Annotated in this window: 23 protein-coding genes and 1 tRNA gene; 14 read left to right on the top strand and 10 right to left on the bottom strand. The window is 62.4% G+C overall.

The features are described from left to right. Positions 1 to 16 precede the first annotated feature (16 nt). Positions 17 to 271, bottom strand: coding sequence for a DNA-directed RNA polymerase subunit omega (gene rpoZ / locus JH15_RS13350; protein ID WP_043531154.1), 255 nt, complete (start codon positions 269 to 271; stop codon positions 17 to 19). Positions 272 to 343: 72 nt separating this feature from the next. Then, positions 344 to 976, bottom strand: coding sequence for a guanylate kinase (gene gmk, locus JH15_RS13345; protein WP_043531152.1), 633 nt, complete (start codon positions 974 to 976; stop codon positions 344 to 346). A gap of 118 nt (positions 977 to 1,094) precedes the next feature. Here gmk and JH15_RS13340 point away from each other — a divergent pair, with 118 nt between their 5' ends. Beyond that, positions 1,095 to 2,294: an MFS transporter gene (locus JH15_RS13340; RefSeq protein ID WP_231566442.1), complete on the top strand. Its 1,200-nt coding sequence runs from the start codon at positions 1,095 to 1,097 to the stop codon at positions 2,292 to 2,294. Here the strand turns inward: JH15_RS13340 and JH15_RS13335 are convergent. The 3 genes from JH15_RS13335 to JH15_RS13325 all read right to left on the bottom strand — a co-directional run bounded on the left by JH15_RS13335 (position 2,291) and on the right by JH15_RS13325 (position 5,369). Then, positions 2,291 to 3,502, bottom strand: coding sequence for an MFS transporter (locus tag JH15_RS13335; protein ID WP_043531148.1), 1,212 nt, complete (start codon positions 3,500 to 3,502; stop codon positions 2,291 to 2,293). The genes JH15_RS13340 and JH15_RS13335 overlap by 4 nt on opposite strands. 154 nt (positions 3,503 to 3,656) lie before the next feature. After that, complete coding sequence (locus JH15_RS13330) at positions 3,657 to 4,406, bottom strand: glutathione S-transferase family protein (protein ID WP_043531146.1); 750 nt, start codon at positions 4,404 to 4,406, stop codon at positions 3,657 to 3,659. A 99-nt stretch (positions 4,407 to 4,505) separates the two neighbouring features. Continuing rightward, the gene (locus JH15_RS13325; RefSeq protein WP_043531144.1) at positions 4,506 to 5,369 is read right to left on the bottom strand and encodes a YicC/YloC family endoribonuclease; all 864 of its coding nucleotides are present in this window, start codon (positions 5,367 to 5,369) and stop codon (positions 4,506 to 4,508) included. Positions 5,370 to 5,524: 155 nt separating this feature from the next. Here JH15_RS13325 and rph point away from each other — a divergent pair, with 155 nt between their 5' ends. Next, the gene (gene rph / locus JH15_RS13320; protein WP_043531142.1) at positions 5,525 to 6,247 is read left to right on the top strand and encodes a ribonuclease PH; all 723 of its coding nucleotides are present in this window, start codon (positions 5,525 to 5,527) and stop codon (positions 6,245 to 6,247) included. 74 nt (positions 6,248 to 6,321) lie between these two features. Here rph and JH15_RS13315 read toward each other — a convergent pair whose 3' ends face one another. Beyond that, positions 6,322 to 7,089, bottom strand: coding sequence for an exodeoxyribonuclease III (locus JH15_RS13315; RefSeq protein ID WP_043531140.1), 768 nt, complete (start codon positions 7,087 to 7,089; stop codon positions 6,322 to 6,324). 118 nt (positions 7,090 to 7,207) lie between these two features. Between JH15_RS13315 and pyrE the strand changes: the two genes are divergently transcribed. The 4 genes from pyrE to rep all read left to right on the top strand — a co-directional run bounded on the left by pyrE (position 7,208) and on the right by rep (position 11,100). Next, positions 7,208 to 7,879 carry an orotate phosphoribosyltransferase gene (gene pyrE, locus JH15_RS13310; protein WP_043531138.1) on the top strand — a complete coding sequence of 224 codons (672 nt, stop codon included), beginning with the start codon at positions 7,208 to 7,210 and terminating at the stop codon, positions 7,877 to 7,879. Positions 7,880 to 7,913: 34 nt separating this feature from the next. After that, a complete protein-coding gene (locus tag JH15_RS13305; RefSeq protein ID WP_043531136.1) occupies positions 7,914 to 8,468 on the top strand; it encodes a YfaZ family outer membrane protein in 555 nt (184 codons plus the stop codon). A gap of 89 nt (positions 8,469 to 8,557) precedes the next feature. Then, entirely contained in the window at positions 8,558 to 9,046 is a 489-nt protein-coding gene (gene trmL / locus JH15_RS13300) for a tRNA (uridine(34)/cytosine(34)/5-carboxymethylaminomethyluridine(34)-2'-O)-methyltransferase TrmL (RefSeq protein WP_043531134.1), read from the top strand. A gap of 2 nt (positions 9,047 to 9,048) precedes the next feature. Beyond that, positions 9,049 to 11,100, top strand: a complete 2,052-nt coding sequence (rep, locus tag JH15_RS13295; RefSeq protein ID WP_043531132.1) for a DNA helicase Rep — start codon at positions 9,049 to 9,051, stop codon at positions 11,098 to 11,100. A gap of 77 nt (positions 11,101 to 11,177) precedes the next feature. On the opposite strand, the gene JH15_RS13290 is transcribed toward rep, so the two are convergent. Continuing rightward, entirely contained in the window at positions 11,178 to 12,038 is an 861-nt protein-coding gene (locus JH15_RS13290; RefSeq protein WP_231566441.1) for a c-type cytochrome, read from the bottom strand. Between the two features lie 394 nt (positions 12,039 to 12,432). Here JH15_RS13290 and JH15_RS13285 point away from each other — a divergent pair. Beyond that, positions 12,433 to 12,509, top strand: a tRNA-Arg gene (locus tag JH15_RS13285). A gap of 1,093 nt (positions 12,510 to 13,602) precedes the next feature. On the opposite strand, the gene JH15_RS13275 is transcribed toward JH15_RS13285, so the two are convergent. Next, a complete protein-coding gene (locus JH15_RS13275; protein ID WP_197053322.1) occupies positions 13,603 to 14,346 on the bottom strand; it encodes an SDR family oxidoreductase in 744 nt (247 codons plus the stop codon). Then, entirely contained in the window at positions 14,330 to 14,479 is a 150-nt protein-coding gene (locus JH15_RS18130) for a hypothetical protein (RefSeq protein WP_156105320.1), read from the bottom strand. Before JH15_RS18130 ends, JH15_RS13275 begins: the two co-directional genes overlap by 17 nt. A gap of 237 nt (positions 14,480 to 14,716) precedes the next feature. Here JH15_RS18130 and JH15_RS13270 point away from each other — a divergent pair, with 237 nt between their 5' ends. Genes JH15_RS13270 through JH15_RS13260 form a run of 3 tightly spaced genes read left to right on the top strand, consistent with a single transcriptional unit; the run spans position 14,717 to position 19,590 of the window. Next, positions 14,717 to 16,435 (top strand): NADH-ubiquinone oxidoreductase-F iron-sulfur binding region domain-containing protein, encoded by a 1,719-nt coding sequence (locus JH15_RS13270; RefSeq protein ID WP_043531126.1) that lies wholly within the window; start codon positions 14,717 to 14,719, stop codon positions 16,433 to 16,435. Positions 16,436 to 16,446: 11 nt separating this feature from the next. Beyond that, entirely contained in the window at positions 16,447 to 19,299 is a 2,853-nt protein-coding gene (fdhF, locus tag JH15_RS13265) for a formate dehydrogenase subunit alpha (RefSeq protein ID WP_043531125.1), read from the top strand. 51 nt (positions 19,300 to 19,350) lie between these two features. Beyond that, on the top strand, positions 19,351 to 19,590 hold the full coding sequence (locus tag JH15_RS13260; RefSeq protein ID WP_043531124.1) for a hypothetical protein: 240 nt from the start codon (positions 19,351 to 19,353) through the stop codon (positions 19,588 to 19,590). Positions 19,591 to 19,676: 86 nt separating this feature from the next. Here JH15_RS13260 and JH15_RS13255 read toward each other — a convergent pair whose 3' ends face one another. Further along, positions 19,677 to 20,708, bottom strand: a complete 1,032-nt coding sequence (locus JH15_RS13255) for a GlxA family transcriptional regulator (protein WP_043531121.1) — start codon at positions 20,706 to 20,708, stop codon at positions 19,677 to 19,679. Positions 20,709 to 21,214: 506 nt separating this feature from the next. Here JH15_RS13255 and gbdR point away from each other — a divergent pair. The 4 genes from gbdR to dgcA all read left to right on the top strand — a co-directional run bounded on the left by gbdR (position 21,215) and on the right by dgcA (position 26,345). After that, positions 21,215 to 22,357, top strand: a complete 1,143-nt coding sequence (gene gbdR / locus JH15_RS13250) for a choline metabolism transcriptional regulator GbdR (RefSeq protein WP_156105336.1) — start codon at positions 21,215 to 21,217, stop codon at positions 22,355 to 22,357. A 211-nt stretch (positions 22,358 to 22,568) separates the two neighbouring features. Then, the gene (locus JH15_RS13245; protein WP_043531119.1) at positions 22,569 to 23,546 is read left to right on the top strand and encodes a dipeptidase; all 978 of its coding nucleotides are present in this window, start codon (positions 22,569 to 22,571) and stop codon (positions 23,544 to 23,546) included. Positions 23,547 to 23,727: 181 nt separating this feature from the next. Further along, positions 23,728 to 24,261: a 4-vinyl reductase gene (locus JH15_RS13240; RefSeq protein WP_043531117.1), complete on the top strand. Its 534-nt coding sequence runs from the start codon at positions 23,728 to 23,730 to the stop codon at positions 24,259 to 24,261. Between the two features lie 11 nt (positions 24,262 to 24,272). Continuing rightward, positions 24,273 to 26,345, top strand: a complete 2,073-nt coding sequence (gene dgcA / locus JH15_RS13235; protein WP_043531115.1) for a dimethylglycine demethylation protein DgcA — start codon at positions 24,273 to 24,275, stop codon at positions 26,343 to 26,345. The last annotated feature ends 172 nt before the right edge of the window (positions 26,346 to 26,517 follow it).

Raw genomic sequence — 26,517 nt, 5'->3', positions numbered from 1 at the left:
ACCGGATTGCGGACCGTCACTCCTCTCCCATTTCGGGCTCGCGACGCGGACGCACCGGTGCCGCTTCGATCGGCTCGTCGAGCACGTTCGCATCGATCTTGCCAGCGGCAATCTCGCGCAGCGCCATCACGGTGGGCTTGTCGTTCTCCCAGGGCAGCAGTGCGTCGCGGGAGCCGCGCGAGAGCTGACGGGCACGCTGGGTGGAAATCATCACCAGCTTGAAACGGTTTTCGACGTGATCCAGACAATCTTCGACGGTGACTCGCGCCATGAGCGGTTTCCTGCTGTTGCGGTTGAATGCGTGCGTGCACGCCAAGTGAAGTACTTGGGGGGACTGACCAGTCTACTCGACCCCCTCGTTGCGTGACAAGAGCGCCTCGAGCAAGGGGCCCTGGCGATCGCGCATGCGTTCCAGGCGCGAGCGGTTGGCGCGAACCAGCCCCTCGAGATCGGCTAGCGCCGTGGCGAAGTCATCATTGACGATCACGTGACGATACTCGTCGAAGTGTGACATTTCGCTGATGGCATCGCGCATGCGGCGATCGATCACGGCCTCGTCGTCGGTACCGCGCGACGCCAGACGCTCGCGCAGGCTGGCCCGGGAAGGTGGTAGCACGAAGATCGATTCGGCATCGGGCACCTGCTCGCGCACCTGGCGCGCGCCCTGCCAGTCGATCTCCAGGATCACGTCCTGGCCGGCCGCCAACAGTGCCTGGACGGCCGGGCGCGAGGTGCCATAGTAGTTGTCGAACACCCGGGCGTATTCGAAGAAGTCGCCGCGTTCGATCATGCGCTCGAAGTCCCCGACATCCACGAAGTGGTAATTGACCCCGTCGACTTCACCGGGGCGCTGCTTGCGGGTCGTATGCGACACCGAGACCTGCAGGCCGTCGAGGCGTTCGAGCAGGGCGCGTACCAGGCTGGTCTTGCCCGCGCCGGACGGGGCGGAAACGATGAACAGGGTTCCGTGTGACATAATCGGGCTCCGGATCGCGTATCGTCCTCGCATTGCGAGGGGCTGGGCGGCATCGCCCGCGTGAAAGCCGGGCATTATACCCGCCAGCCCCGGCTGGCGTCATGGAGAGGGAGTCATCGTGTCTCAACCCGAGTCGCCAAGGCAGGCGCTGGCCTTCATCGGCGCCGCCTTCGCCTTCTTGACCACCATGCTCGGCACCACCTTGCCGACACCGCTCTATCCACTCTACCAGGCGGCGTTCGGCTTCTCGCAGCTGACCATTACGGTGATCTTTGCCGCCTATGCCGTGGGGGTCATCGCCGCCCTCCTGTTGTTTGGGCGCTGGTCGGATCAGTTGGGCCGTCGCCCGCTGCTTCTGGCGGGACTGGCGGCCGCGATGCTCAGCAATCTGGTCTTCCTGCAGGCCGACGGCCTGGCGGCGTTGCTGGCCGGGCGCGTGCTCTCGGGCATCTCTGCAGGAATCTTTACCGGCACGGCGACCGTGGCGGTCGTCGAGCTCGCCCCGGCTCGCGCTCGTGGCCTGGCCCCCTTGATGGCCACCGCGGCCAACATGGGCGGGTTGGGGTTAGGGCCGGTCGTCGCCGGGCTCCTGGCGCATTCTATGCCCGCCCCTTTATTGCTGCCTTATGGGCTGCATCTGGCATTGGCGGGCCTGGCCATGCTGGCGATCTGGCTGGCACCGGAGACCGTGACTCGCGCGCATCGCCCTCGACTCCACGTGCAGCGGCTCAGTGTGCCGCCTGCGGTGCGTCCGGTATTCCTGCCGGCCGCGGTGGCCGGGTTCGCCGGTTTTGCGGTGCTGGGTTTCTTCACCGCCACGGCTCCGGCCTTCATGGCCGATGTCCTGGGTCAGTCCGACCTGTTGAGTATCGGGTTGATTGCGGGATCGCCCTTTTTCCTGTCGATTTTCGGTCAGCTGACCCAAGGCCGCCTGCCCGAGGCCCATCGCTTGCCGATTGGTTGCGCCGTACTGCTGGTCGGCGTAGGTCTGGTGGGTGGGGGGATTGGCCTGGCATCGCTGCCGTTGTTCCTGTCCGGCGCTTTGGTCGCCGGGTTCGGTCAAGGCATCGCCCTGCGCGCCGGCCTGGGTAGCGTGGTGGCGGCCAGCCCTGCCGACCAGCGGGGCGAGGTGACCTCGACCTTCTTCGTGGTCGGCTATGTGGCGCTCTCGATTCCGGTGGTGGGTACCGGCCTGATGAGCCGGGTGATTGGACTCAAGGCGACCGGTGAAGGCTTTGCCGCCCTGGTCGCCCTATTGGTAATCGTTGCCCTGCTTCTGTTGCGACGCCAGCGCACGGCCCTAGGCTCAACGGCCTAGCCAGCGGGCTGGAGCGTGGCTTGAGAACGACGCTCCAGCCACAGCCCCAGCGAGAAGACGGCCAGCCCACCCAGCGCCAGGCCGGTACCCACCAGGCCGGTCGACGACCAGGCAAAGCCCCACTGAATGGCCAGGCCAGCCAGCCAGGCACCCAGCGCATTGGCCATGTTGAAAGCCGCGTGATTGAGCGAAGCCGCCATGGTCTGGGCGTCTTCCGCCACGTCCATCAGGCGGGTCTGCAGGGCCGGCCCCAGTGCCATGCTGGTGCCGGTGAGGCAGACGAACAGCAAACCCCAGAGCGGATGGTTGGCGGCGAAATAGAACAGACCCTGAATCACGGCACACCACACCAGGATGGCGGGAATCGAGCGCATCAGGTGGCGGTCGGCAAGTCGGGCACCAACCAGGGTGCCGATGATGGTGCCGACCCCGAAGATGGCCAGCACGAACGGGGCCCAGGTTTCGCTCAAGCCGGCCTGTTCGATCAACGTCGGCATGACATAACTGAAGATGGCGAACATGCCACCGAAGCCGATGCAGGCGACGCCCAGTGTGAACAACACCCGCTGCTTGAGCAGCGCGGTCAATTCACGGGCCGGGCTGGCATGCGGGTCGTGCGGCTGGCGCGGCACATAGAGCCGGATCATCACGGCGGTGAGCAAGGCGATAGCGCCCACGGCGGCAAATGCGACCTGCCACCCCAGTATATTGCCGAGCCATGTGCCCAACGGCGCACCGATCAGGATGGCCACGGTCAGCCCCATCATCACCCGGGCTACCGCGCGAGCGCGTTCGGTGATCGGTACCGCCCCGGCAGCCACCAGCGCCGCCACGCCGAAATAGGCGCCATGGGGCAGCCCGGCTAGGAAGCGCAAGCCGACAAAGGTAGCGAAGCTGGGCGCCAGGGAACTGGCCAGGTTGCCCACGGCAAAGATCAGCATCAAGCCGATCAACAGCATGCGGCGCGGTACACGGGCGGCCAGCGACGAGATCAGCGGCGCGCCGACCACCACGCCGAGGGCGTAGCTGCTAATGGCGTAGCCCACCTGGGGCACGCTGACGGCAAGGTCCTCCGCGATGGGGTTCATCAACCCCATGATCACGAATTCGGAGGTACCGATACCGAAGCCACCCAGCGCGAGCGACAGCTCGGCCAGGCGGGGGTGGCGGGCGATGGGCCCCGTCGGGGAATGTTCGGCGTCCTGCATGTCGCTCTCCTGTGCGGCCTCAGAGGGGGGTGGCCGGCTAGTTAGAGTGCGAATGATCGCAGGCTAAGACGAAAGTATAAAGACAGTGAAGGCGATGAATTGCCCCTAGGGAGCAACAGAGGCCGAGCGGATGAACCGCAACCCAAGGAGGCAATCAGCCAAACGCCTCATCTAATGCCAGATACGCCCCGCTTTGCTCCCTGATTTCCTGCCCCAGCGTATCGACCTCCTTAGACACGTCCTGAAAGTGTTTTCGCTCGGCCATGCTATCCAGCCACGCGCTCACCTTCGGATAACACTCGAAGCGATAGCCGGCCGCCTTGATCTGGTAGAGCTCGCAGGCGATGGCGAGGTCGGCAATCGTGGGGTGGTCCTCGCCCAGCAGTGTTGGCGTGCGTGTGTCGTTGTGCTGGCTGCTGAAGTGCGCCTCGAGCGTGGCAAGCCCTTGGCCAAGCCCCGCCTGCAAAGGAGTGAGCAAGTCGTCCTGTATCTCCCGCTTGAGCATCGGCAGGGTCTGATGCAGATTCATGATGTGATGAAACATGTCGAAGCGGCGCACGTTGCCGTGGTACCAGGCCAGCCACTGATCGATCTTCGATGCGCGAGCTGCGTCCTGATCGCCAGGATACCAGCGCCGTGCGGTCGCCTGATCGGTGGCCGTGCGACAGAGATACATCATGATGGCCTGGCTTTCGCCCAGCGCGAGTCGCTCGCTTTCGCCGTTGTCGGCCATGAGTGCCGGCACGGTCTGAAGCGCGTTGACCTCTGCATACCATGGCGTGCGGGTCTCGCCCCCGGCGAAATCGATCTCGGTAAAGTCATAAGCGATCGACAGCTCGCGAAGCGTGATTTCAGCGGCCCGTGAGGGCTGGGAGAGACGGTGGGCGTAAAGCGTGATGGTCATGGGACCTCATGAGCTCGCGGTGAGTCTTTGAAACATTAGACTCAAGCGTAGCGCATGATGGAGCCTGCAACGGGATGCCAGTTTGGCATCCCGGAGTCTTCATTCGATATTCTGGATCTGCTCGCGCATCTGTTCGATCAGCACTTTCAGCTCCACCGCGGCGCGGGTGCTTTCGGCGACGACGGACTTCGAGGAGAGAGTGTTGGCCTCGCGGTTGAGTTCCTGCATCAGGAAATCGAGGCGACGTCCTACCGGGCCCTTCTGCTTGAGCTGACGTTCCACTTCGCCGACGTGGGTCTCGAGTCGGTCGAGTTCCTCGTCGACATCGGCCTTCTGCGCCATCAGGGTGAGTTCGGCTTCCAGGCGTTGCGGGTCGAGTTCGGCGCGCACAGCTTCAAGGCGTTCAACAAGTTGGCTACGCTGACGCTCGAGAATGCCGGGCAGAAGGCTGCGCACGGTAGCTACCTGTTCACGCACACCGGCCAGGCGTTGGCGGATAAGCGCGGCGAGTTGCTCGCCTTCGCGGGCGCGGCCGGCGATCAGGTCGCTCAATGCAGCCTCGAAGAGCGCCAGGGCGGCTTCCTTCACCGGTTCGAGATCCAGGCCCCTTGTATCCAGGATCCCGGGATGTTCGAGCAGCGCCAGGGCATCGGGCATGGCGGCATCGGGGAGTTCGGCACGGACTTCGTGCAGGGCGCGCGCCAGCTCGCCCAGGCGCTCGCGATTGATGGCCAGGGTCTCGCCGGAGGCGGCGGGCTCGAAACGCAGCGTGCATTCCACCTTGCCGCGTGCCAGGGCACCGCGCAGGGCGTCCCTATAGACTGGCTCCAGGTCGCGCAGGGTTTCGGGCAGGCGGAAGTGGAGGTCGAGATAGCGCTGATTCACCGAGCGCAGTTCCAGTTGCAGGCTGCCCCAGTCAGCCTCTTGGCTATGACGGGCGAAGGCGGTCATGCTGTGAACCATGCGTGCTCCTGATCGTGGCCATTCGTCGCTCTCGACACGGAGTGTACCCGATCAGTGCGGGTTAAACGTGTAGAATGGTGGTCATTGTGCAGGGTGCCGTCGTGACGGGCGGTCACCATCACCATCAAGCCAGACAGAGAGAGTTTCCGTAGCTTATGCGCCCGAGTGGACGACAGCCCGACCAACCCCGCCAGATCACCCTGACCCGCGAGTACACCCGCCACGCCGAAGGCTCGGTACTGGTCGAATTCGGTGATACTCGCGTGCTGTGTAATGCCAGTGTCGAGGCCGGCGTGCCGCGCTGGCTGCGTGGCAAGAACCAGGGCTGGGTCACCGCCGAATACGGCATGCTGCCCCGCGCCACGCACACCCGCGGCGGCCGTGAGGCGACCCGTGGCAAGCAGGGGGGGCGTACCCTGGAAATCCAGCGACTGATCGGCCGTTCATTGCGCGCGGCGGTCAATCTCAAGCGCCTGGGCGAATTCACCATCACCGTGGACTGCGATGTGATACAGGCCGACGGTGGCACGCGCACCGCCTCGATTACCGGTGGGTGCGTGGCGCTGATCGATGCCATTCGCTACCTGCAGCGCAAGAAGATGATCCAGCAGGATCCATTCAAGCAGCTGGTCAGCTCGGTCTCGGTAGGGATCTACCGGGGCACGCCGGTGGTCGATCTCGACTATCCCGAGGATAGCGGCGCCGACACCGACATGAATGTGGTGATGACCGAAGGCGGTGGGTTGATCGAGGTGCAGGGTACTGCCGAAGCGGGAGACTTCTCACGGGACGAGCTCAACGCGATGCTCGATCTGGCCGAAGGCGCCGGCAAGCAGCTCTTCGAGCATCAGCGCGAGGCGCTGGGCATCCGGGGGTAAGCCGGGAAAGCCCGAGAACGACGACGCCGGCCCAAGGGCCGGCGTCGTAGCGACGGGGAACGCGACGATTCGTGTCAGAGGCTGAGGTCGTACTCGACGATCAGCGGTGCGAACTCCGAGAAGGTCGCGTCGTAGTCGATCCAGGCGTCGACCACGTGGCGGCGGAAATTGGGGCCGACCACCTGATAGTCGATACGCCACCCTTCCTGACGCGAACGCGGCTGGTCCTGATCCAGCGCCGGCCACCACGTGTACTCACCGGCATCGCGATTGATCTCGCGGAAGGTGTCAATGAACCCGGTGGGCCCGAACACCTGATCCATCCAGGCACGCTCTTCGGGCTTGAAGCCTGGCGTGGTCTGGTTGTCGGCCCAGTTGGCCAGATCCAGGGTCTTGTGGGCGATGTGCCAAGTGCCGCAGATGATGTACTCGCGGCGCTTGCGGGCCATCTTGCCCAGGTAGTCCTGGTACTGCGCCATGAAGCTGGCCTTGGCTTCCGGATCGCTGCCGTCGGGCATCAGGAAGCTGACAATACTGAAACGATCGTAATCGGCCTGCAGGAAGCGACCTTCGTTATCACACTGCTCAAAACCGAGGCCGTACATGATGGCCTTGGGGATCTTGCGGCAGTAGAGCCCGACGCCAGAAAAGCCATCCTGCTCGGCATCGAGGAAATAGCCCTCGTAGCCTGCGGGATAGAGAATGCTGTCATCGAGTTCGAAGCTTTTGGTCTTGATATTCTGCACGCAGACGACGTCGGCATCCTGGTTTTCCAGCCAGTCGAGAAAACCTCGGCTGACGGCCTCGCGGATGCCGTTGACATTGATGCTGGCGATTTTCATTACGTGGTCCCTTTTCCGTCGCGCGTGTATGATACCCGACGTTTAGACGTTTTGGTAAATGGCTGAGGCCAATGAACGTGATAGGGGGCCAGTGGTGGAGAGTCGAAAGGCGGACGGCATGCAGCCGTATCAGCGTGAGTTCATTGAGTTCGCCATCGACCAGGGCGTGCTGCGCTTCGGCGAATTCACCCTGAAGTCAGGTCGGGTCAGTCCCTATTTCTTCAATGCCGGCCTGTTCAAGAGCGGGGCCGCCCTGGCCCGGCTGGGGCGTTGCTATGCCCAAGCCATCGAGAACAGCGGCATTGCTGCCGATGTACTGTTTGGCCCAGCCTACAAGGGAATTCCGCTGGCCGCGAGCACCGCAGTGGCCCTGGCCGAGCACCACGGCCGCGATCTTCCTTTCGCCTTCAATCGCAAGGAAGCCAAGACCCACGGCGAGGGTGGCAATATTGTGGGTGCCGAGCTTGCCGGCCGCATTCTGATCATCGACGACGTGATCACCGCCGGTACCGCCATTCGTGAGGTCATGGCGCTGATCGAGGCGGCGGGTGCCGAGGCGGCCGGGGTGGTGATCGCGCTCGACCGCCAGGAGTGTGGGCAGGCGGCGGACGGTGGGAAGAAGCGCCAGAGCGCTATCCAGGAAGTCGAGCAGACCTACGGCATGCCGGTCGTCAGCATCGTCACGCTCGACATGGTGCTCACCTACCTGGAACACCATGCCGGAAACGCAATGGCGCCCCATGCCGAAGCGATTCGAGCCTACCGGGCGCAGTACGGCATCGAATCCTGAATATACGATCAATACGAAGACTGGATGGGTAACAATGAAGAAACGTTCTCTCTGGAGTGCGGTACTACTCGGCGCCATGTTCTGCCAGGGTGCCATCGCTTCGAGCCTGGATCTCAACCTGAGCAGTGACGCCATCGGGTTCGAGGCGGCTGGCGAAATCGCTCCCGGCATCGCCCTTGGCGGCGGCATCCTGCGTAGCGAGTATCGCGAAGATGCCACCATGGGGCATATCCAGCTGCTGGGTGTGGAACGCAACGGCGATATCGATATCGGCGTCGGGGCGCGGTGGAGCCAGTTCGAGACCGATTACGGTGATGGCGGCGGCCTGGGCCTGGGCGGCTATGGTTATGTCTACCTGCCGCAGATGCCGGGTGTCTCGTTGGGCGGCTATGGTTTCTATTCGCCAAGCGTGGCCACCAGCAGCGACCTTGACGATAGTTTCGAATATGGCCTGCGGGCGCGCTACGCCTTTACGCGCAATGTCGACGGCTATGTCGGCTATCGCCGCCTGCGCGCCGATTTCGACACTTCGCCGGGTACGCAAACCCTGGATAGCGGCGCCCATGCCGGGGTGCGTCTGAATTTCTGATCGCATCGAACGGATACGCCAACGGGCCCTGCGGGGCCCGTGCACGTTCCCGGCCTGTGTCGGGACACTCCGATCCAGCAGGACTGCCCATGCTTGATGTGGTGCTCTTCGAACCCGAGATCCCGCCCAATACCGGCAATCTGATCCGGCTGTGCGCCAACACCGGCTTTCGCCTGCACCTGATCGAGCCGCTGGGCTTCGTGCTCGACGACAAGCGGCTGCGCCGTGCCGGGCTCGATTACCACGAGTGGGCCGCCGTGCGAGTGCACCGCGACTGGCCAGCATTCATGGAAGCCGTGGCGCCACAGCGGGTTTTCGCGATCTCCACCCGAGGCCGCACCGGCTACCACGAGCCCAGCTATCGTGCAGGCGATGCGCTGGTGTTCGGCCCCGAGACCCGCGGCCTGCCCCAGGCGATGCTCGATGCACTGCCCGAATCGCAGCGCCTACGTATCCCCATGCTGCCTGACAGCCGCAGCCTGAATCTCTCCAATGCCTGTGCGGTGATCGTCTTCGAAGCCTGGCGACAGTTCGGCTTTGCGGGTGCCGTCAATGTCGGCGTTGCCGACAAGGAGTAAGCGTGTCGATCCGCCAACGCCTCGCCAAGCTTAACCCGCGCCAGCAGGAAGCGGTGCGCCATATCGACGGGCCCTGCCTGGTGCTGGCCGGTGCCGGCTCGGGCAAGACCAGCGTGATCACCACCAAGATCGCCTACCTGGTGCAGGAGTGCGGCATGAGCGCTCGGCGTATCGCGGCGGTGACCTTTACCAACAAGGCCGCCCGCGAGATGAAGGAACGCGTGGGCCAGATGCTCAAGGGCAAGGAGGGGCATGGCCTCACCGTGTCCACCTTCCACACGCTGGGGTTGAACATCATTCGCGCCGAACTCAAGGCGCTGGGCTATAAGCCCGGCTTCTCGCTGTTCGATCCCGACGATGCCAAGGCCTTGCTCCGCGACCTGATGAACAAGGATGCCCAGGTCGATGCCGAGCAGATAAATGCCGTGCAGGGGCAGATCTCGCAGTGGAAGAACGACCTGGTGCTGCCCGGCGAAGCGCTGTCCCATGCCGCCAACGACGACGAACAGTTCGCGGCGCGTGTCTACGAAGCCTATGGCCGTCATCTCAAGGCCTACAACGCGGTCGATTTCGACGACCTGATCCTGCTACCCGTGGTGTTGCTCCAGCGCGACCCCGAGGCGTTGGCCCGCTGGCGGCGCAAGATCCACTACATGTTGGTCGACGAGTACCAGGACACCAACGTCACCCAGTACCTGCTGGTCAAGCTGCTGATGAGCGAGCGCGCGACCTTCACCGTGGTGGGTGACGACGATCAGTCGATCTATGCCTGGCGCGGGGCGCGCCCCGAGAACCTGGTCACCCTGGGTGAGGATTTCCCGCGGCTGAATGTGATCAAGCTGGAGCAGAACTACCGTTCTACCGGAACCATCCTGCGCGCCGCCAATACGCTGATTGCCAATAACCCCCACGTCTACGAGAAGACCCTGTGGTCCGAAATGGGCCCTGGCGTGCCGATCCGTGTAGTGGTCAACCGCCACGAGGAGGCCGAGGCCGAACGCGTGGCCAGCGAGATCCTCACCCGGCGGATCAAGGAACGTTCGGAGTGGCGCGATTTCGCGGTGCTCTATCGGGGCAACTTCCAGGCGCGGTTGCTGGAACTCAAGCTCCAGCACTACCAGATTCCCTACAAGCTCTCGGGGGGCACCTCGTTCTTCTCGCGGGGCGAGATCAAGGACGCCATGGCCTACCTACGTCTCCTGATCAACCCCGCCGACGACAATGCCTTCCTGCGCATCGTCAACGTGCCGCGGCGGGAGATCGGCCCCGGCACGCTCGAAAAGCTCGCCAACTACGCTACCGAGCGGGGTGGTTCGCTGTTCGCCGCCTGTCATGAGCTGGGGCTGGAGCAAGTATTACCGACACGGGCGGTGGAGCGTCTGTCGCGATTCACTCATTTCATCGACGGGGTTCGTCGTCGCATGGATCAGGGCGATGCCCTGGCAGCCATACGCGACATGATGCGCGACATGGATTACGAGGCCTGGCTCTACCAGAATGCCAGCGCCCCGACCATTGCCGAGCGACGCATGGCCAACGTCTGGATTCTCATCGACCAGCTCGAGAAATCGATGCAGCGCGACCCCGAGGAGCGTGAGGCCAGCGAGGACACTGAAACCGACAGCGTCGAGGCGGCCATTTCGCGACTGGTACTGCGCGATATCCTCGAGCAGCAGGCCGAGGAGGACGACTCCGACCGCGTGCAGTTACTGACCATGCATGCTTCCAAGGGGCTGGAGTTCCCTCATGTCTACCTGCTGGGGCTTGAAGAGGAGTTGCTGCCACATCGCAACGCCATCGAGGCCGGCACGGTGGAGGAAGAGCGCCGCCTGGCCTACGTGGGCATCACCCGCGCCCGCCAGACCCTGACCCTGACGCTGGCGCGACAGCGCAAGGCCTATGGCGAACTGATGGATTGCACGCCGAGCCGCTTCCTCGACGAGCTACCCGCCGACGATCTCGAATGGGAAGGGCGCGCCGACAAGGAAGACCCCGACAAGAAGCAGGCCCGCGGCAAGGACGCCCTGGCAGGCATTCGCTCATTGCTGGGGTAAGCCCCGCGTAAAATCGCGGCATTAAAAAAGCGCGCCTGGGAAGGCGCGCTTTTGCTTGTTGAAGCGGAGGCTTCAGGTTACTGCGACTGCTCGACCATGTGATCGACGATTGCTTTAACCTCGTCATCGGAGAGACTGGTATTGCCTCCCTTGGGCGGCATGGCGCCAATGCCGTTGATGGCGCTGGAGTAGAGCTCTTCCTTACCCTTCTCAATGCGTGGTGCCCAGTCATCGGCATTGCCTACGATAGGCGCGCCCGCGGCACCGCTGGAATGGCAGGCTGCGCAACCGGCGCCGGCGTACAGCGATTCGCCATCCAGATTGCTGGCGCCTTCACTGGCCGCTTCACCCTCTTGAGCCGCGTCACCTTGCTGGGTAGTGGCCTCTGCATCGCTCTCGCCGGACGCGGCCGCAGCGGTTTCTGCCTCGGCGGCATCGCCATTGGATTCAGCCTCGGCCTGAGTGGCTTCACCTTCACCGCCCCCACCGATTTCGGGCAGGTCCTCCATCAGCGGGTCGACCAGGTGGTTGACGGCGGCCTTGACCTCGTCATCGGAGAGGCTGGGGTTACCGCCCTTGGGCGGCATGGCACCGATACCCGTGATGGCGTGCTCATAGAGTGTCTCGATACCCTGGTCGATACGAGCGGTCCACTGGTCCTCTTCACCACGAACCGGAGCCCCGGCAGCGCCGCTATCGTGACAGGCGGCGCATACATTACCGTAAATGCCACTACCGGAAATCTCGCCGCCCCCACCGCCTGAGCTTGCCGCGGGTGCAGAAGCCGAACCGCAATCCTGGCCCTGCATGCAGAGCTGGCCGACCGGCTTGAGTCGTTCGGCGATGGCCTCGTGCTCGGCATTGTCCTGGGCGTGAGCCGTGCCTGCCAGCGACAGGCCCAGGGTGGCCAGACACCCCATGATCAATTTGAATTTCACTCTCACCACCTCTTCACGGTCCTGTAATCGGTTCTTATGCACCCGCACACTTATATACCCGCACAAAGGGGGACAGTATACCGGCAACCCATTTGACAGGAAAATGCCGCGCCTCGCCTATTCGGCGTAGTCTGCCTTATGTCAGGAAGGCGATCGGCACGATGGAGGCTGGACAGGCCAAGGCCCGGGCGGGTAGGATACGCGCGTCGACTGCGCGCTCATGTCGCAGTCTTCCGCCCTTAGCTCAGCTGGGCGGAGCCGGAAATGCAGAAGCCTAGCTTCTGTCCGGCGAAGCGCCTTTGCGGTGTAACGCAAAGGCCGGCCCCGAAGGCACAGCCTGAGGGGAGTGTTGCCGGCATCGCACAGCGATGCCGGTAGCCACAAAACGAGTTACCCGCCCTTAGCTCAGCTGGATAGAGCGTTGCCCTCCGGAGGCAAAGGTCATAGGTTCGAATCCTATAGGGCGGGCCAGAACAGCAAGGCCCTGCGAGCAATCGCAGGGCCTTTTTTCATTTCTTTGTGGCCAGCCTTAAGCTTAGGAAGAGGGAAGGGGATCCCATCAGGCCATCGCGCCACTAGACCAAACCGAGTCAGCAAGAGCCTCGATCAAGATACTCTGCAGGACGCGTTGGCTTGTCGATGAAATGGGGCTGGCGGGCAAAGCTTATAATAGGATTTCTTAAGCGAATCATGCCGCGTGGTGGGAGTACCTCACTTCATTCGGCCAGATGCCGCCAAGGAAAGCACTGACCAGCAGCGGGCAGTTATATTCAATACCCTGCAGCTTAGGATTTGCCACTACAAGCAGTACTGGCCGAATAACATGCTCGACCGGGACAGCAATTGCTTTGCCAAATTGCCTCCATGTTGATTCGTAATGGCTTTGAAACCACTGGGCTGAGGACACACCTAATAATTCACCGCGCCCTGGCAGCAGCCGGAGGCGAGGACCATAACGACAGGGAAATAAACCATGGGTCTCCTTCTATGCATCGCCGTTTGCTTCCTCACAGACGCAATTGCCGCCCCAGCCGCACAGCGGGTTAGTTGTTCTAACGCCAAGGCGTGGCTGTTTACCGCCTGTACCTTGGTGCTTGCGTTCGCGTTTCTGGGCGAGAGCTATTTGCTGGCCACTGCCGTGAGTGAGGTGCTTCCGCACCCGCTGGGCTGGGAGCCTCCGGTAGCAGAGATACCTCGACCACTACCCGGGAGCGGAACGATTACATTGGCGAGCGTGCAGCACTACGGCGTGATGGGCCTTATCTATTTTGTCTTTCCCTTGATGGTGGCCTTGCTGGGCATTGTCATGCATCGGCTCAGAAAGCAACGTAAAGCGGCCCTGGTTGCCGAGGCTTCGAGCAGTCGGGCGTCTGCAGTCGACGATCTAACAAGGCCAGCTGGCCCCTAGCAGTAAACGAACACGGGATTTCGTCCTCTATTGCCATGGCCCCTATAGGACGGCCAGAACAGTAGATAATGCAGTGTGCCCATTAACGCCGAGGCCACACCCGCCTTGGAAAATGGCCCTATCGGCCATTTCCTTGTCAGTAGTGACTCAACCGGCCTACCAGGTCAGCGTCTGGCCCTCGAAATCGACAAAACGCTGCTCAACCTGCCCCAATGCGTCCTCCATCACGTTCACCAACCCGGTCACGCTCTGCTCGATCGTGACCGGTGCCTCGCTTCCGCCCATGTCGGTCTGTACCCAACCCGGATGCAGATTGAGCACACCGATACCGGCGGGTAGCGCCTCATTGATGGCAAAGCCGCGTGAGAGGCTGTTGAGCGCTGCCTTGCTGGCCCGATAGAGCTCACGATCACCGGTATCGTTGAGCGACACGCTGCCCATCCTGGAACTCAGAAAGCCGATCACGCCGCCCGATGCCATGATCGGCAACAGCGCTCTGGCGATACGCAGCGGGGCCATGGCGTTGATATCAAAAAGCTCACCGACCGATTCAGGCGTGACCTGCTCTGCGCGCTGGTGACCCGGCCCCATGATGCCGGCCGAGATGATCAGCAGATCCAGGGCCTGCGATCCGAGTGACTCGGCAAGGGTGGGGAGCCGGGAGGGCTGGGCGAGGTCGAACTCAACGATCTCCAGTGCAGCGCCATGTGCGTTTTTCAATTCCGAGAGCGCCTGTGGCGTGCGCGTGGTGTTGCGTATCGTGGCGGTCACCTGCCAGCCGTGCGCGAGCAGCACGCGCGTGATTCCCAGTCCTATCCCGCGGGAGGCACCGATCACCAGCGCCCGGCGCGATGAGTGCTCAGCGGATGCGGTGCCGATCATGTCATCTCCAGTCGTCATCGAGGTGCTCCGTCATGTTGCCCAGTGGTTTAATATGAAAATCGTAAAATAAAATTAAAGGAGATGTCTTGCCGGTATGCTCGGCAAGCTTGGCTTCTACCTTTTTTGTTCCCGCCACCGCTGCGACAGGCATGACGTTTTCAAAGCATTGTTCGTCGTATTCAGGTGCAATGGAGCCGGTAAGGGGCGTTACCCTTGCGGGAAGCCCCTCTTGGATCAGGAGCGTCGCTTTTCTCCGCTAGCGTAATGCGCTTCCGCGATATCCCTCTTTTTATGAACAGAGCGAAACCATCCGGGCCGGTGGCCACGTCACAATAGGCCAGTCACACCAGCGCCCGGGCAAGTGTCCATCGATAACAACGAGCATGCCATGACCGTCGAGACTGTCACTCCCAAGCGCCGTTTCCGCGGCAGGCCCCGCGGCCGCGACCTGTCCCCCGTTGCCCTGGCTTCGCTGCGCGAGTTGCTCGGTGACGAGCGCATCGATCCGAGGCTGCGTCAACGCGATCGGCTGATCGAGCACCTGCACGTCATCCAGGATATCCACGGTCACCTGGCGTTGGCCAATCTGCGAGCGCTGGCCGCCTACATGAACTTGCCGATGGCAGCGGTCTACGAGACGGCGACCTTCTATGCCCACTTCGATGTCGTGCATGACGACCAGACGCCCCCGCCAGCGGTAACGGTGAGGGTCTGCGACTCACTCTCATGTCAGCTGGCGGGCGCGGCGACACTCAAGGCGGAACTGGAAGCCGGCGCCGATCCTGAAGCCGTGCGGGTGGTGCGCGCCCCTTGCATGGGGCGCTGCGAGACCGCGCCGGTGGTGGAAGTGGGGCATCACCACGTGTTGTTCGCTACCCGCGAGGGCGTCGAGTCGGTGGTCGAAACCGGTCATTTCCATCCTGAAACGATCCTCTGGCAGCGCCTCGCCGACTATCGTGCGGCTGGAGGATGCCGGCTGCTCGACGAGTGTCGCGCTGGCCGCGTGACCGTGGAGACGCTGATGCAGACGCTGGAGGCGGCCAACCTGCGCGGCCTGGGCGGTGCCGGCTTCCCCACATTCAAGAAGTGGTACTTCGTGCGCCAGGAACCGGGGCCGCGCTACTGCGCCATCAACGCAGACGAGGGCGAACCCGGCACGTTCAAGGATCGCTACTACCTGGAGCGCTCCCCGCACCGTTTCCTCGAGGGGGCGCTGATCAGTGCCTGGGCGGTGGAGGCCGAGGCACTCTATATCTATCTGCGTGACGAGTACCCCGGGCTGCACCGGGTGCTTCACGAGGCGATCGACGAACTCGAGGCCGCTGGCCTGGTGTCGTCGGGCTACATCGTGCTCCGTCGTGGTGCCGGAGCCTACATCTGTGGCGAGGAGTCGGCGATGATCGAGTCCCTGGAAGGCAAGCCCGGCAAGCCTCGCCATCGTCCCCCCTTCGTCGCCCAGAAAGGGCTCTTCGATCGTCCGACCCTGGTCAACAATGTCGAGACCGTCTACTGGGTCCCGTTGATCTGGGAAAAAGGGGCCGATTGGTTCGCCGGTCACGGTCGCCATGGGCGCAAGGGGCTGCGGAGCTTTTCCGTTTCCGGTCGGGTAAAGCGTCCGGGTGTGCACCTGGCACCCGCCGGCATCACACTCAACGAGTTGCTCGAAGAATATTGTGGCGGCATGGCCGAAGGGCATCGGCTTGCCGGCTACCTGCCCGGCGGCGCCTCGGGAGGAATATTGCCCGCGAACAAGGCCGATATTCCGCTGGATTTCGACACCCTGCAGCCGGAAGGCGGCTTCGTCGGCTCAGCGGCCGTCATCGTCCTGTCGGACCGAGATGATCTCAGGGAGGTGGCGACCAACCTGCTGGCTTTCTTCGCCGACGAATCATGCGGGCAGTGCACCCCGTGCCGGGTCGGCACCGAGAAAATGCTGACGCTGCTCGAGCGCGACGAATGGCAGATCGATGAGCTGGAGCGGCTGTCCCAGGTGATGATGGATGCGTCCATTTGTGGCCTGGGCCAGGCGGCGCCCAACCCGGTGCTCGGGCTGTTGCGGGGCTTTCGCAGCGAACTCGCCAGCCAGAACGTGATCGTGAAAGGGTAAGGAGACTGACAATGGTACAAGACATTTTTACCCTGACATTGGATGGTGCCGAGGTGACGGCATACCGGGGCGAGACCTTGTGGCAGGTAGCGAAACGGGCTGGCGAGACGATTCCTCATCTTTGCTTCAAGGACGCCCCCGGCTACCGCTCTGACGGGAATTGCCGTGCCTGCATGGTGGAGATCGAGGGCGAACGTGCGCTGGTGGCGAGCTGCCTGCGCGAAGCCGGTCCGGGAATGGTGGTGCGCAGCGCCACGTCAGAGCGGGCCCGCGTGTCCCGCGAAGGCGTGATGGAACTGTTGATGGTCGACCAGCCCGAGCGTGACGATAGCCCCGACCGCTCGAGCCACTTCTGGGCGATGGCCGAGTTGCTCGCCATCGATGCCGCGGCGGTGCGCGAGCGGCTGCCGGCGCGGGCCGAGCGGGAAGCGCCCACGGTGCATCATGTCGCCGAGCGGGCGGCCTCGCTCCCCCATGCCCACGGCCATGACACCACTCATTCGGCGATGAACGTCAATCTCGAGTCCTGCATCGAGTGCAACCTCTGTGTGCGCGCTTGCCGCGAGGTACAGGGCAACGACGTCATCGGCATGGCCCATCGCGGCGCGGCTTCCAAGGTCGTCTTCGACTTCGACGATGCCATGGGCGACAGCACCTGCGTGGCCTGCGGCGAGTGTGTCCAGGCCTGCCCCACCGGGGCGCTGATGCCGGCGACCCTGATCGACACCGCGGGCCGTGGCGACTCCAAGGCGGCCGATCGCACCGTCGATTCGGTCTGTCCCTATTGCGGAGTGGGCTGTCAGCTCACCTACCACATCAAGGACGAAAAGATCCTGTTTGTCGAAGGACGTGACGGACCATCGAACCAGAACCGGTTGTGCGTCAAGGGGCGCTTCGGATTCGACTACCCTAATCATCCCTCACGCATCACTACGCCGCTGATCCGCCGGCCGGGTGTGCCCAAGGGGCTCGACCCCGACTTCGACCCGCTCGCGCCGCTGACCCACTTCCGCGAGGCGAGCTGGGAGGAGGCGCTGGATGCCGCCGCCAAGGGGCTTGTCGATCTCAAGGGAGCTCATGGGCCTGACGCCCTGGCTGGCTTTGGCAGTGCCAAGTGCTCCAACGAGGAGGCCTGGCTATTCCAGAAGCTGGTGCGTACCGGCTTTGGCTCCAACCATGTCGACCATTGCACCCGGCTCTGCCATGCCAGTTCGGTGGCGGCACTGATGGAGTGCATCGGGTCGGGTGCGGTGACAGCCTCCTTCATGCAGGCGCTGCAAGCCGACGTGGTGATACTCACCGGGTGTAACCCGGCGATCAACCACCCGGTGGCGGCCACCTATTTCAAGCAGGCGGCAAGAAACGGCACCAAGCTGATCATCATCGATCCCCGCGGCCAGGCGCTGGATGCCTACGCTCACCACAGCGTGCGCTTCACTCCCGGTGGCGATGTGTCGCTCTACAACGCCATGCTCAACGTGATCGTCAGTGAGGAGCTCTACGACCAGGACTATATCGACGCCCACACCGAGGGATTCGAGGCACTCAAGGCCCATGTGCGCGAGTTGACCCCCGAGGCCATGTTCCCCGCCTGCGGCGTCGAGCCGGAATTGGTTCGTGAGCTCGCCCGGCTCTATGCAACCGCCGACAAGGCGATGATCTTCTGGGGCATGGGCATCTCACAGCACGTGCATGGCACTGACAATGCGCGCTGCCTGATCTCGCTGGCGCTGGCCTGCGGCCAGACCGGTCGCCCCGGAACCGGCCTGCATCCGCTACGCGGCCAGAACAACGTCCAGGGGGCCTCGGACGCCGGCCTGATTCCCATGGTGCTGCCCGACTACCAGCCGGTCACCGACGCCCAGGTACGTGCCGCCTTCGAAGAGCTGTGGAACACCCCGCTCAATGAGACGCCGGGGCTCACCGTGGTCGAGATCATGGATGCCATCGTGGCGGGAACCATCAAGGGGATGTACATTCAGGGCGAGAATCCTGCGATGTCCGATCCGGACCTCGACCATGCCCGGGCGGCCCTGGCCAAGCTCGAGCACCTGGTGGTGCAGGACCTGTTCGTCACCGAGACCGCCCAGTTCGCCGACGTGATCCTGCCTGCATCGGCGTGGCCTGAAAAGAACGGCAGCGTCACCAATACCAACCGCCAGGTACAGCTGGGGCGTGCCGCCATGCCGCTGCCCGGCGAAGCGAAGCCTGACTGGTGGATTATCCAGGAAATCGCCAATCGCTTTGGCCTGGGTTGGCAATACACCCATCCCCGTGAGGTGTTCGACGAAATGAAGCAGGGCATGTCGTCACTCGACCACATCACCTGGGATCGCCTGGAGCGAGAGGGGTCGGTGACCTATCCCTGCCCGGCCGATGACGCGCCGGGGGCAGACGTGGTATTCAGCGATGCCTTCCCGACTGGCAGCGGGCGGGCGAAGTTCGCCCCGACCCGGCCCCTGCCGCCCGACGAGCCCATCGATGGGGATTTCCCCACGGTGCTGACGACCGGTCGCCAACTGGAGCACTGGCACACCGGTTCCATGACACGCCGCACCCGGGTGCTCGACGATCTCGAGCCTGAGGCCGTGGCGAGCTTGGCTCCGGCCGAGCTGGTGCGTTTGCGTATGGCGCCGGGTGAACCGATCGTCATCACTACCCGGCGCGGGGCTATCACGCTGAAGACGCGGGTCGATCCGTTGATGCCTGAGGGTCTGGTATTCGTGCCCTTCTGCTATGTGGAAGCGGCAGCCAATATCCTGACCAACCCGGCACTGGATCCTTACGGGAAGATCCCCGAATTCAAGTACGCCGCTTGTCATCTGAGTCGTGCGCAAGCACCGGCGCTAGTGGAAAGTGAATGAGGCGCCGCGCATGAGTGTAAATGCCACATCCGTGTCGCAGGAGGATAGCCCATGATGATCGTTGACCTGATCGATGGCGATGATTTCCGAGATCGCCTTGTGTCGCTCGGTATCAGCCTCCCTGAGGGGGCCAGTCCGGATGCCTGCGCTCGTATGGCCCAGCTCATGCATGCTGAGGTGGGGGTGCCCGGGTTACAGGCGTTGGTACGGGAGCTTGGTGAGCAGACCGATATCATGCTGCCCTCGGTGCGGTCGGCGCTGGAGCGGTTCCTCCTGCCGGTCCTGAGATAGTGGAACCGAGCGGCCTGTGGCATTGGCGGCGGGTATTTCGTGCAGCGTCGGGGCTTCTAATGTTCGGTATGAACATTAGAAGCCTCTCAAGGAGTCTGGTGGTAAAAATCCTTGCGGAATCGCCCGGGCGAGACGTCGAACAATTGTTGGAAGCACCGACGAAAGTGAGAGATGCTGACAAAGCCGGTCGCTACGGCCACCTCAGCGATCGGCTTGTTGGTTTGCTGGAGTAACTGGCGGGCATAGGTAAGGCGTAGTTCGAGATAATAGCGTGATGGGCTGGCGTCGAGATGGAGGCAGAATAGCCGCTCGAGCTGGCGCCTCGAGATGCCGACGCAGTGGGCGATTTCACTGATTGAAAGCGGTTCGTCGATATTGCTGTGCATCAGCTCCAGCGCCGACTTGAGTGGCTGGGGCAGGGTCGGGTTGTTGTCCACGCTGAGCACCGAGACATCAATGACTTCGGTCATCTTGTCGCAGCTCAACACTTCTTCGATGGCGTTGGCAAAGGGCTTGCCGCAGTCGTTCCTCACTACAGCCAGCATCATGTCCAGCGAACTGCTGGCCCCGGCGCAGCTGATACGATTCCGATCCAGCACATAGCTGTGGTTGGAAATCCTGACCTCCGGGAAATCCTCCCGCATCATCGCCCGGCCATCAGGGTGAAAGGCGCATTCGTAGCCATCCAGTAGCCCGGCCTCGGCAAGGAAATAAGCGCCGTTCCATAGGCCACCTAGCATTACCCCCGCATTGCTTGCCGTCTTGAGCTTGGCGCGCATGGCCGGGTCGGCACGCGGTTTGACACGGTAGCCTCCGCACAAGATCAACATGTCCAACTCATGCTCGTCGAGTTGGGAAAGCTGGCAATTGACCGGGATGTCGATGGACAAATCGCTGAGTACCGTCTCGCCCCCGGTGCCCACGATCAATACCTTGTAGAGCATGGCAGGCCGCATCAGGTTGGCGGTGACCAAGGCATCGACCGCGCCGGTCAGGGCCATCATGGAGAAATGCTCTAACAAGAAGAAAGCGACTCGCTTGACCTGGGGCAAAGGCACGTCAGGTTCGATATACGCCCTGTTCTTGTTCTTCAATAGACTCTCGAAGCGCGGTGCCATGATGAGAACCCATCCCAATAAGGTTAATGACGTGCACTCAAGTCATGATAAAGCGCGAATCACGATAGCAAGTGAATTTCTACGAGTATAGAAGCGTCTTTGATGTCGCAAATGAGCTCGTAAATGTCGCAAGTACCCCCGCAGGCTGATGAGTCAGCCGCTCAAGATGGCATCACATGCGCTCACCTTCACACCTCTACGCCCAGGCTGCGGCGTGAGCACGAATGAGATTGGCTAAGAGAACTTTCGTAGCGACACCGTGAGTATTCTCCTCGGGTTGGGAGTTGGCGCGGCTTACTGGCCGACTACGACACCTGGCGTTCTATTTGCGACGCTTTGGCCAACGCAAAAGATGGGGCCTCGACCATTCTCAGCGCATTCATGCCAATATGCGACATACAACATGGACACAACTAAGCGGGACGACACTCCACTGCAGTCACTTCTGCAAGGGATGCCTTCCTCAGCGATAAGAGCAACAAGAGCAAGATGATGGAGTAACGATGATGGCCTCAGACCTGACGAAAGACACGAAAGCAGCGGCCGGTCGCTCCGGCACGCCCCAGACTCTGGGCTTCCTACTGCTTGATAACTTTACCTTGATCTCCCTCGCGTCGGCGATAGAGCCGTTGCGGATGGCGAATCAACTAGCAGGTCGGGAACTGTATCGCTGGTATACCCTAACCCAGGATGGCTCGCCGGTGCGGGCCAGCGACGGTCTTCAGGTCACGCCCGATGCGTCCACCACCATTCCGCTGTCACTGGATTGGGTGGTGGTGTGTGGCGGTGTTGCGCCGCAGCATAGTATCAGCCGTGAACATGTCCAGTGGCTTCAGTCGCAATCGCGCCAGTTGCGTAGGCTGGGTGCGGTGTGTACGGGAAGTTGGGCCTTGGCCAAGGCAGGGCTCCTCGACCATTACGAGACCAGCATCCATTGGGAATGTCTGGCCTCCATGCAGGAAGCGTTTCCGAAGGTCGCGCTGACCACTCGGCTATTCTCCATCGACCGTGACCGGTTCACGGCCTCTGGCGGAACGGCGCCGCTGGACATGATGTTGAACCTGATCGGGCACGATCATGGCCGGGAGCTCGCAGCGGGCATCTCCGAGATGTTCATCTACGATCGGGTACGTAACGAGCAGGACCAGCAGCGTGTGCCGCTCAAGCATGTGCTGGGGACGACCCAGCCCAAGCTGTTGGAAATCGTTGCGTTAATGGAGTCCAACCTCGAAGAGCCGATCGAACTCGATGAGCTTGCCAGTTACGTCAATGTCTCCCGGCGGCAACTAGAACGCCTGTTCCAGAAGTACCTGCATTGTTCGCCATCGCGCTACTACCTCAAGTTGCGCCTGGTGCGGGCACGTCAGTTGCTGAAACAGACGTCCCTGTCGATCATTGAGGTCGCTTCCGTATGCGGTTTCGTCTCTACGCCTCATTTTTCGAAGTGCTATCGGGAGTATTTCGGCGTACCACCGCGGGATGAGCGCTCCGGTGTTCAAAACCGACAGGGCCGACATGGCGGCGCACCCTATGCCACCAAGTCGTGGGCTGCCGAGCCAGCCGCCAATGAGCCCGTATCCAGTGCCTTGCTGGCGCTGGTTCATGCCCAGGGCGAACCCACCTTTGCCAGCGTGCCGCTGGTCAATTGATATCCACCAGACCTGAATCCCCTTAGCTTCCAATCGTCATGCGAGCTGCCTGAACCAAGGGCAGCTCTTTTTTTATTCCTGCCACACCTTGCTCGTTCGTCGTGTTCACGACGTTATGACGTTTTTGGAATTTTCGCCGTCGCTTCCAAGAGCCGAGCGGTATCGAGGCAGGGCTATGCTCCTCGCATAAGTCACCGCTTGGAGCGTCGCCATGACCCCTGCCGAACTGCACGACGATGCCATCGTCATCGATGGCCTGATCATCGCCAAATGGAACCGTGAACTGCTCGAGGACATGCGCCGGGGCGGTCTGACCGCGGCCAATTGCACCGTGTCGGTGTGGGAAGGTTTCCAGGCCACGGTCGATAACATCGTGGCTTCCAACACGTTGATGGCCGAGTGCAGCGACCTGGTCCGTACGGTGCGCACCACGGCAGACATCACCCGGGCCAAGGAAGAAGGCAAGACCGGCATCATCTACGGATTCCAGAATGCCCATGCCTTCGAGGATCAGATCGGCTACGTCGAGGTCTTCAAGCAGCTCGGCGTGGGCATCGTGCAGATGTGCTACAACACCCAGAATCTCGTCGGTACTGGCTGCTACGAGCGTGACGGTGGCCTGTCCGGTTTCGGCCGCGAGATCGTCGCCGAGATGAACCGTGTCGGCGTCATGTGCGACCTGTCCCATGTCGGCGCCAAGACTTCCGAGGAAGTCATCCTCGAATCACAAAAACCGGTCTGCTACTCGCATTGCCTGCCCTCCGGCCTCAAGGAGCACCCGCGCAACAAGTCCGACGAGGAACTCAAGTTCATTGCCGATCATGGCGGCTTCGTGGGCGTCACGATGTTCACCCCGTTCCTCAAGAAGGGCGTCGACTCGACCATCGACGACTACTGCGAGGCCATCGAATACGTGATGAACATCGTCGGCGAGGATGCCATCGGTATCGGCACCGACTTCACCCAGGGGCACGACCAGTCGTTCTTCGAGTGGCTGACCCACGACAAGGGCTACGCCCGCCGCCTGACCAACTTCGGCAAGATCGTCAATCCGGAAGGCATCCGCACCATCGGCGAGTTCCCCAACCTGACCGAGGCGCTGCTCAAGCGCGGCCTCTCCGAGACCCAGGTGCGCAAGATTATGGGCGAGAACTGGGTGCGCGTTTTGAAAGAGGTATGGGGTTCTTAACCGACCTGCGGGCCTATTGCGCTGGCGGTTACTGTGTTGCGAAGTCGTTCGAAATGCTCATGGACACCTTGTCCACTCCGCTTTCTCCCAACTTCGCGCCTTGTTCCCGCTGCGCTCATGACGGCCCGGACTCATGCGCGACTCACAAGTGCCAAGAACAACGATTTCGAGGAGTTAGACCGTGACCAAGATGGCCCCCGAACTGCCCATCGAAGTGGACTCGGAAACCGGCGTATGGACCACCGATGCGCTGCCGATGCTCTACGTGCCGCGCCACTTTTTCATCAACAATCACGTTGCCGTTGAAGAGGCGCTGGGTGCCGATACGTACGCCAAGATCCTCTACGACGCCGGATACAAGAGTGCCTGGCACTGGTGCGAGAAGGAAGCCGAGCTGCACGGCCTGAGCGGCGTCGAGGTGTTCGAGCACTATATGACGCGCCTGTCGCAGCGTGGCTGGGGCAGGTTCATTACCGAACAGATCGACCTGGAGGCGGGGACGGCACGGGTGCGCCTGGAAAACAGTGCGTTCGTCTACCAGCTCGGCAAGGTGGGCAGAAAGGTCGAGTACATGTTCACCGGCTGGTTCGCCGGCGCCATGGACCAGATCCTCAGCGCCCGGGGCAGCGAACTGCGCACCGTCGCCGAGCAGGTCCAAAGCGCCGCCGAAGAAGGCTGCGACCATGGCCTGTTTGTTGTTACTCCTGCCAACTGAGGATTGTCGAGATGGCTTTCGAGGCGCTATTCCAGCCGATCCAGATCGGCAACCAGACTATCCGTAACCGAGTGGTCAGCACCGCCCACGCCGAGGTCTATGCGACCGACGGCGGCATGACCACCGAGCGCTACGTCAAATACTACGAAGAGAAGGCGAAGGGCGGCTGTGGCCTGTGCATCTGTGGCGGTTCTTCGGTGGTCTCCATCGATAGCCCGCAGGCCTGGTGGAGTTCGGTCAACCTGTCCACGGATCGCATCATTCCGCATTTCCAGAATCTTGCCGACGCGGTGCACAAGCACGGCGGCAAGATCATGATCCAGATTACCCACATGGGCCGCCGCTCGCGCTGGGACGGCTTCGACTGGTCGACCCTGCTGTCGCCGTCGGGCATTCGCGAGCCGGTGCACCGCTCGACCTGCAAGACCATCGAGGAAGAGGATATCTGGCGCATCGTCGGCGACTTCGCCCAGGCGGCGCGGCGCGCCAAGGAAGGCGGGCTGGATGGCGTTGAGCTTTCAGCCGTTCACCAGCACCTGATCGACCAGTTCTGGAGCCCGCGCGTCAACAAGCGGACCGACGAATGGGGCGGCAGCTTCGAGAACCGCATGCGTTTTGGCATGGAGGTGCTCAAGGCGGTGCGCGCCGAGGTTGGCGACGATTTCGTGGTTGGCATGCGCATCACGGGCGATGAATTCCACCCGGACGGCTTGACCCATGACGACATGAAGCAGATCGCGGCTTACTACGACGCGACCGGAATGGTCGATTTCTTCGGCGTGGTCGGCTCGGGCTGCGACACCCACAATACGCTGGCCAACGTGATCCCCAACATGGCCTATCCGCCGGAGCCCTTCCTGCACCTGGCGGCAGGTATCAAGGAAGTGGTCAGCGTACCGGTGATTCATGCCCAGAACATCAAGGACCCCAACCAGGCGCAGCGCATCCTTGAAGGGGGTTACGTCGATCTGGTGGGCATGACCCGCGCCCATATCGCCGATCCGCACTTCATCGCCAAGATCAAGATGGACCAGGTCGACCAGATCAAGCAGTGCGTGGGGGCCAACTACTGCATCGACCGCCAATATCAGGGGCTCGACGTGCTGTGCATCCAGAACGCAGCGACCTCGCGCGAATACATGGGCGTTCCGCACATCGTCGAGAAGAGTGAGGGGCCCAAGCGCAAGGTGGTCGTGGTCGGCGGCGGCCCCGGCGGCATGGAGGCGGCGCGTGTCAGTGCCGAGCGCGGCCACGACGTCACGCTGTTCGAAGCGGCCGAGCAACTCGGCGGCCAGATCACGCTGGCCTCCAAGGCACCGCAGCGTGACCAGATCGCCGGGATTACCCGCTGGTATCAGCTGGAGCTGGCACGTCTCGGTGTCGATCAGCGCCTGGGGACCCGCGCCGACGAGGCGACGATCGCCGACCTGCGCCCGGATATCGTGATATTGGCGACCGGCGGCCAGCCGTTCCTGTCGCAGGTGCCCGAATGGGGGTATGCCGAGTCGCGCGAGGAGAGCCTGGTGGTCAGCACCTGGGACATCCTCAGTGGCGCCGTAGAGCCGGGCAAGAACGTGCTGATCTACGACACCATCTGCGAATTTGCCGGCGTATCGGCGGCCGACTATTTGGCCGACAAGGGCGCCAAGGTCGAGATCGTGACCGACGACATCAAGCCCGGCGCCGCAGTGGGGGGCACCACCTTCCCGACCTATTACCGCAGCCTCTACGAGAAGGAGGTGATCATGACCTCCGACCTGGCGCTCCATAAGGTGTATCGCGAAGGCGACTCGCTGGTGGCGGTATTGGAGAACGAATACACCGGTGCCCAGGAAGAGCGCGTTGTCGATCAGATCGTCGTCGAGAACGGCGTGCGCCCCGACGAATCGTTGTACTACGCCCTCAAGGGGCAGTCACGCAACAAGGGGCAGATCGATATCGAGGCGCTGTACGCGATACAGCCACAGCCGTGCCTGTCGGAGAGTGGCGAGGGTTTCTTGCTGTTCCGGCTGGGCGATTGCACGGCGCCACGCAATACGCACGCCGCGATCTATGATGCCCTGCGGTTATGCAAAGACTTCTGACTGAGCGATAGCTGCACGATGAGGGGCGTCGGGGGCAGGTCGCAGCGAGGGTCATTTGCCAAGGATGGCAAATGTAGCGCCCAGGGATGGGTTCACAGCGCCCTCGCAGAGGTCTACCGCCGGGACAGCCCCGATGCCAAAGCCAACGGTTGCTCCTGAGACGAGGTGAGCA

Origin of the sequence: Litchfieldella xinjiangensis (assembly GCF_000759345.1) — a bacterium.
Classification (GTDB): Bacteria; Pseudomonadota; Gammaproteobacteria; order Pseudomonadales; family Halomonadaceae; genus Litchfieldella_A; species Litchfieldella_A xinjiangensis.
Note: the sequence above shows the minus strand (reverse complement) of the source record. Positions and strands in the feature narration are given on the sequence as shown.

What these genes read in the sequence shown, in the direction of transcription:
- rpoZ (WP_043531154.1), bottom strand. Translation starts at nt 271, where the DNA reads ATGGCGCGAGTCACCGTCGAAGATTGTCTGGATCACGTCGAAAACCGT.
- gmk (WP_043531152.1), bottom strand. Translation starts at nt 976, where the DNA reads ATGTCACACGGAACCCTGTTCATCGTTTCCGCCCCGTCCGGCGCGGGC.
- JH15_RS13335 (WP_043531148.1), bottom strand. Translation starts at nt 3,502, where the DNA reads ATGCAGGACGCCGAACATTCCCCGACGGGGCCCATCGCCCGCCACCCC.
- JH15_RS13330 (WP_043531146.1), bottom strand. Translation starts at nt 4,406, where the DNA reads ATGACCATCACGCTTTACGCCCACCGTCTCTCCCAGCCCTCACGGGCC.
- JH15_RS13325 (WP_043531144.1), bottom strand. Translation starts at nt 5,369, where the DNA reads ATGGTTCACAGCATGACCGCCTTCGCCCGTCATAGCCAAGAGGCTGAC.
- rph (WP_043531142.1), top strand. Translation starts at nt 5,525, where the DNA reads ATGCGCCCGAGTGGACGACAGCCCGACCAACCCCGCCAGATCACCCTG.
- JH15_RS13315 (WP_043531140.1), bottom strand. Translation starts at nt 7,089, where the DNA reads ATGAAAATCGCCAGCATCAATGTCAACGGCATCCGCGAGGCCGTCAGC.
- pyrE (WP_043531138.1), top strand. Translation starts at nt 7,208, where the DNA reads ATGCAGCCGTATCAGCGTGAGTTCATTGAGTTCGCCATCGACCAGGGC.
- JH15_RS13305 (WP_043531136.1), top strand. Translation starts at nt 7,914, where the DNA reads ATGAAGAAACGTTCTCTCTGGAGTGCGGTACTACTCGGCGCCATGTTC.
- trmL (WP_043531134.1), top strand. Translation starts at nt 8,558, where the DNA reads ATGCTTGATGTGGTGCTCTTCGAACCCGAGATCCCGCCCAATACCGGC.
- JH15_RS13275 (WP_197053322.1), bottom strand. Translation starts at nt 14,346, where the DNA reads ATGACGACTGGAGATGACATGATCGGCACCGCATCCGCTGAGCACTCA.
- JH15_RS18130 (WP_156105320.1), bottom strand. Translation starts at nt 14,479, where the DNA reads ATGCCTGTCGCAGCGGTGGCGGGAACAAAAAAGGTAGAAGCCAAGCTT.
- JH15_RS13270 (WP_043531126.1), top strand. Translation starts at nt 14,717, where the DNA reads ATGACCGTCGAGACTGTCACTCCCAAGCGCCGTTTCCGCGGCAGGCCC.
- fdhF (WP_043531125.1), top strand. Translation starts at nt 16,447, where the DNA reads ATGGTACAAGACATTTTTACCCTGACATTGGATGGTGCCGAGGTGACG.
- JH15_RS13260 (WP_043531124.1), top strand. Translation starts at nt 19,351, where the DNA reads ATGATGATCGTTGACCTGATCGATGGCGATGATTTCCGAGATCGCCTT.
- JH15_RS13255 (WP_043531121.1), bottom strand. Translation starts at nt 20,708, where the DNA reads ATGGCACCGCGCTTCGAGAGTCTATTGAAGAACAAGAACAGGGCGTAT.
- gbdR (WP_156105336.1), top strand. Translation starts at nt 21,215, where the DNA reads ATGGCCTCAGACCTGACGAAAGACACGAAAGCAGCGGCCGGTCGCTCC.
- JH15_RS13245 (WP_043531119.1), top strand. Translation starts at nt 22,569, where the DNA reads ATGACCCCTGCCGAACTGCACGACGATGCCATCGTCATCGATGGCCTG.
- dgcA (WP_043531115.1), top strand. Translation starts at nt 24,273, where the DNA reads ATGGCTTTCGAGGCGCTATTCCAGCCGATCCAGATCGGCAACCAGACT.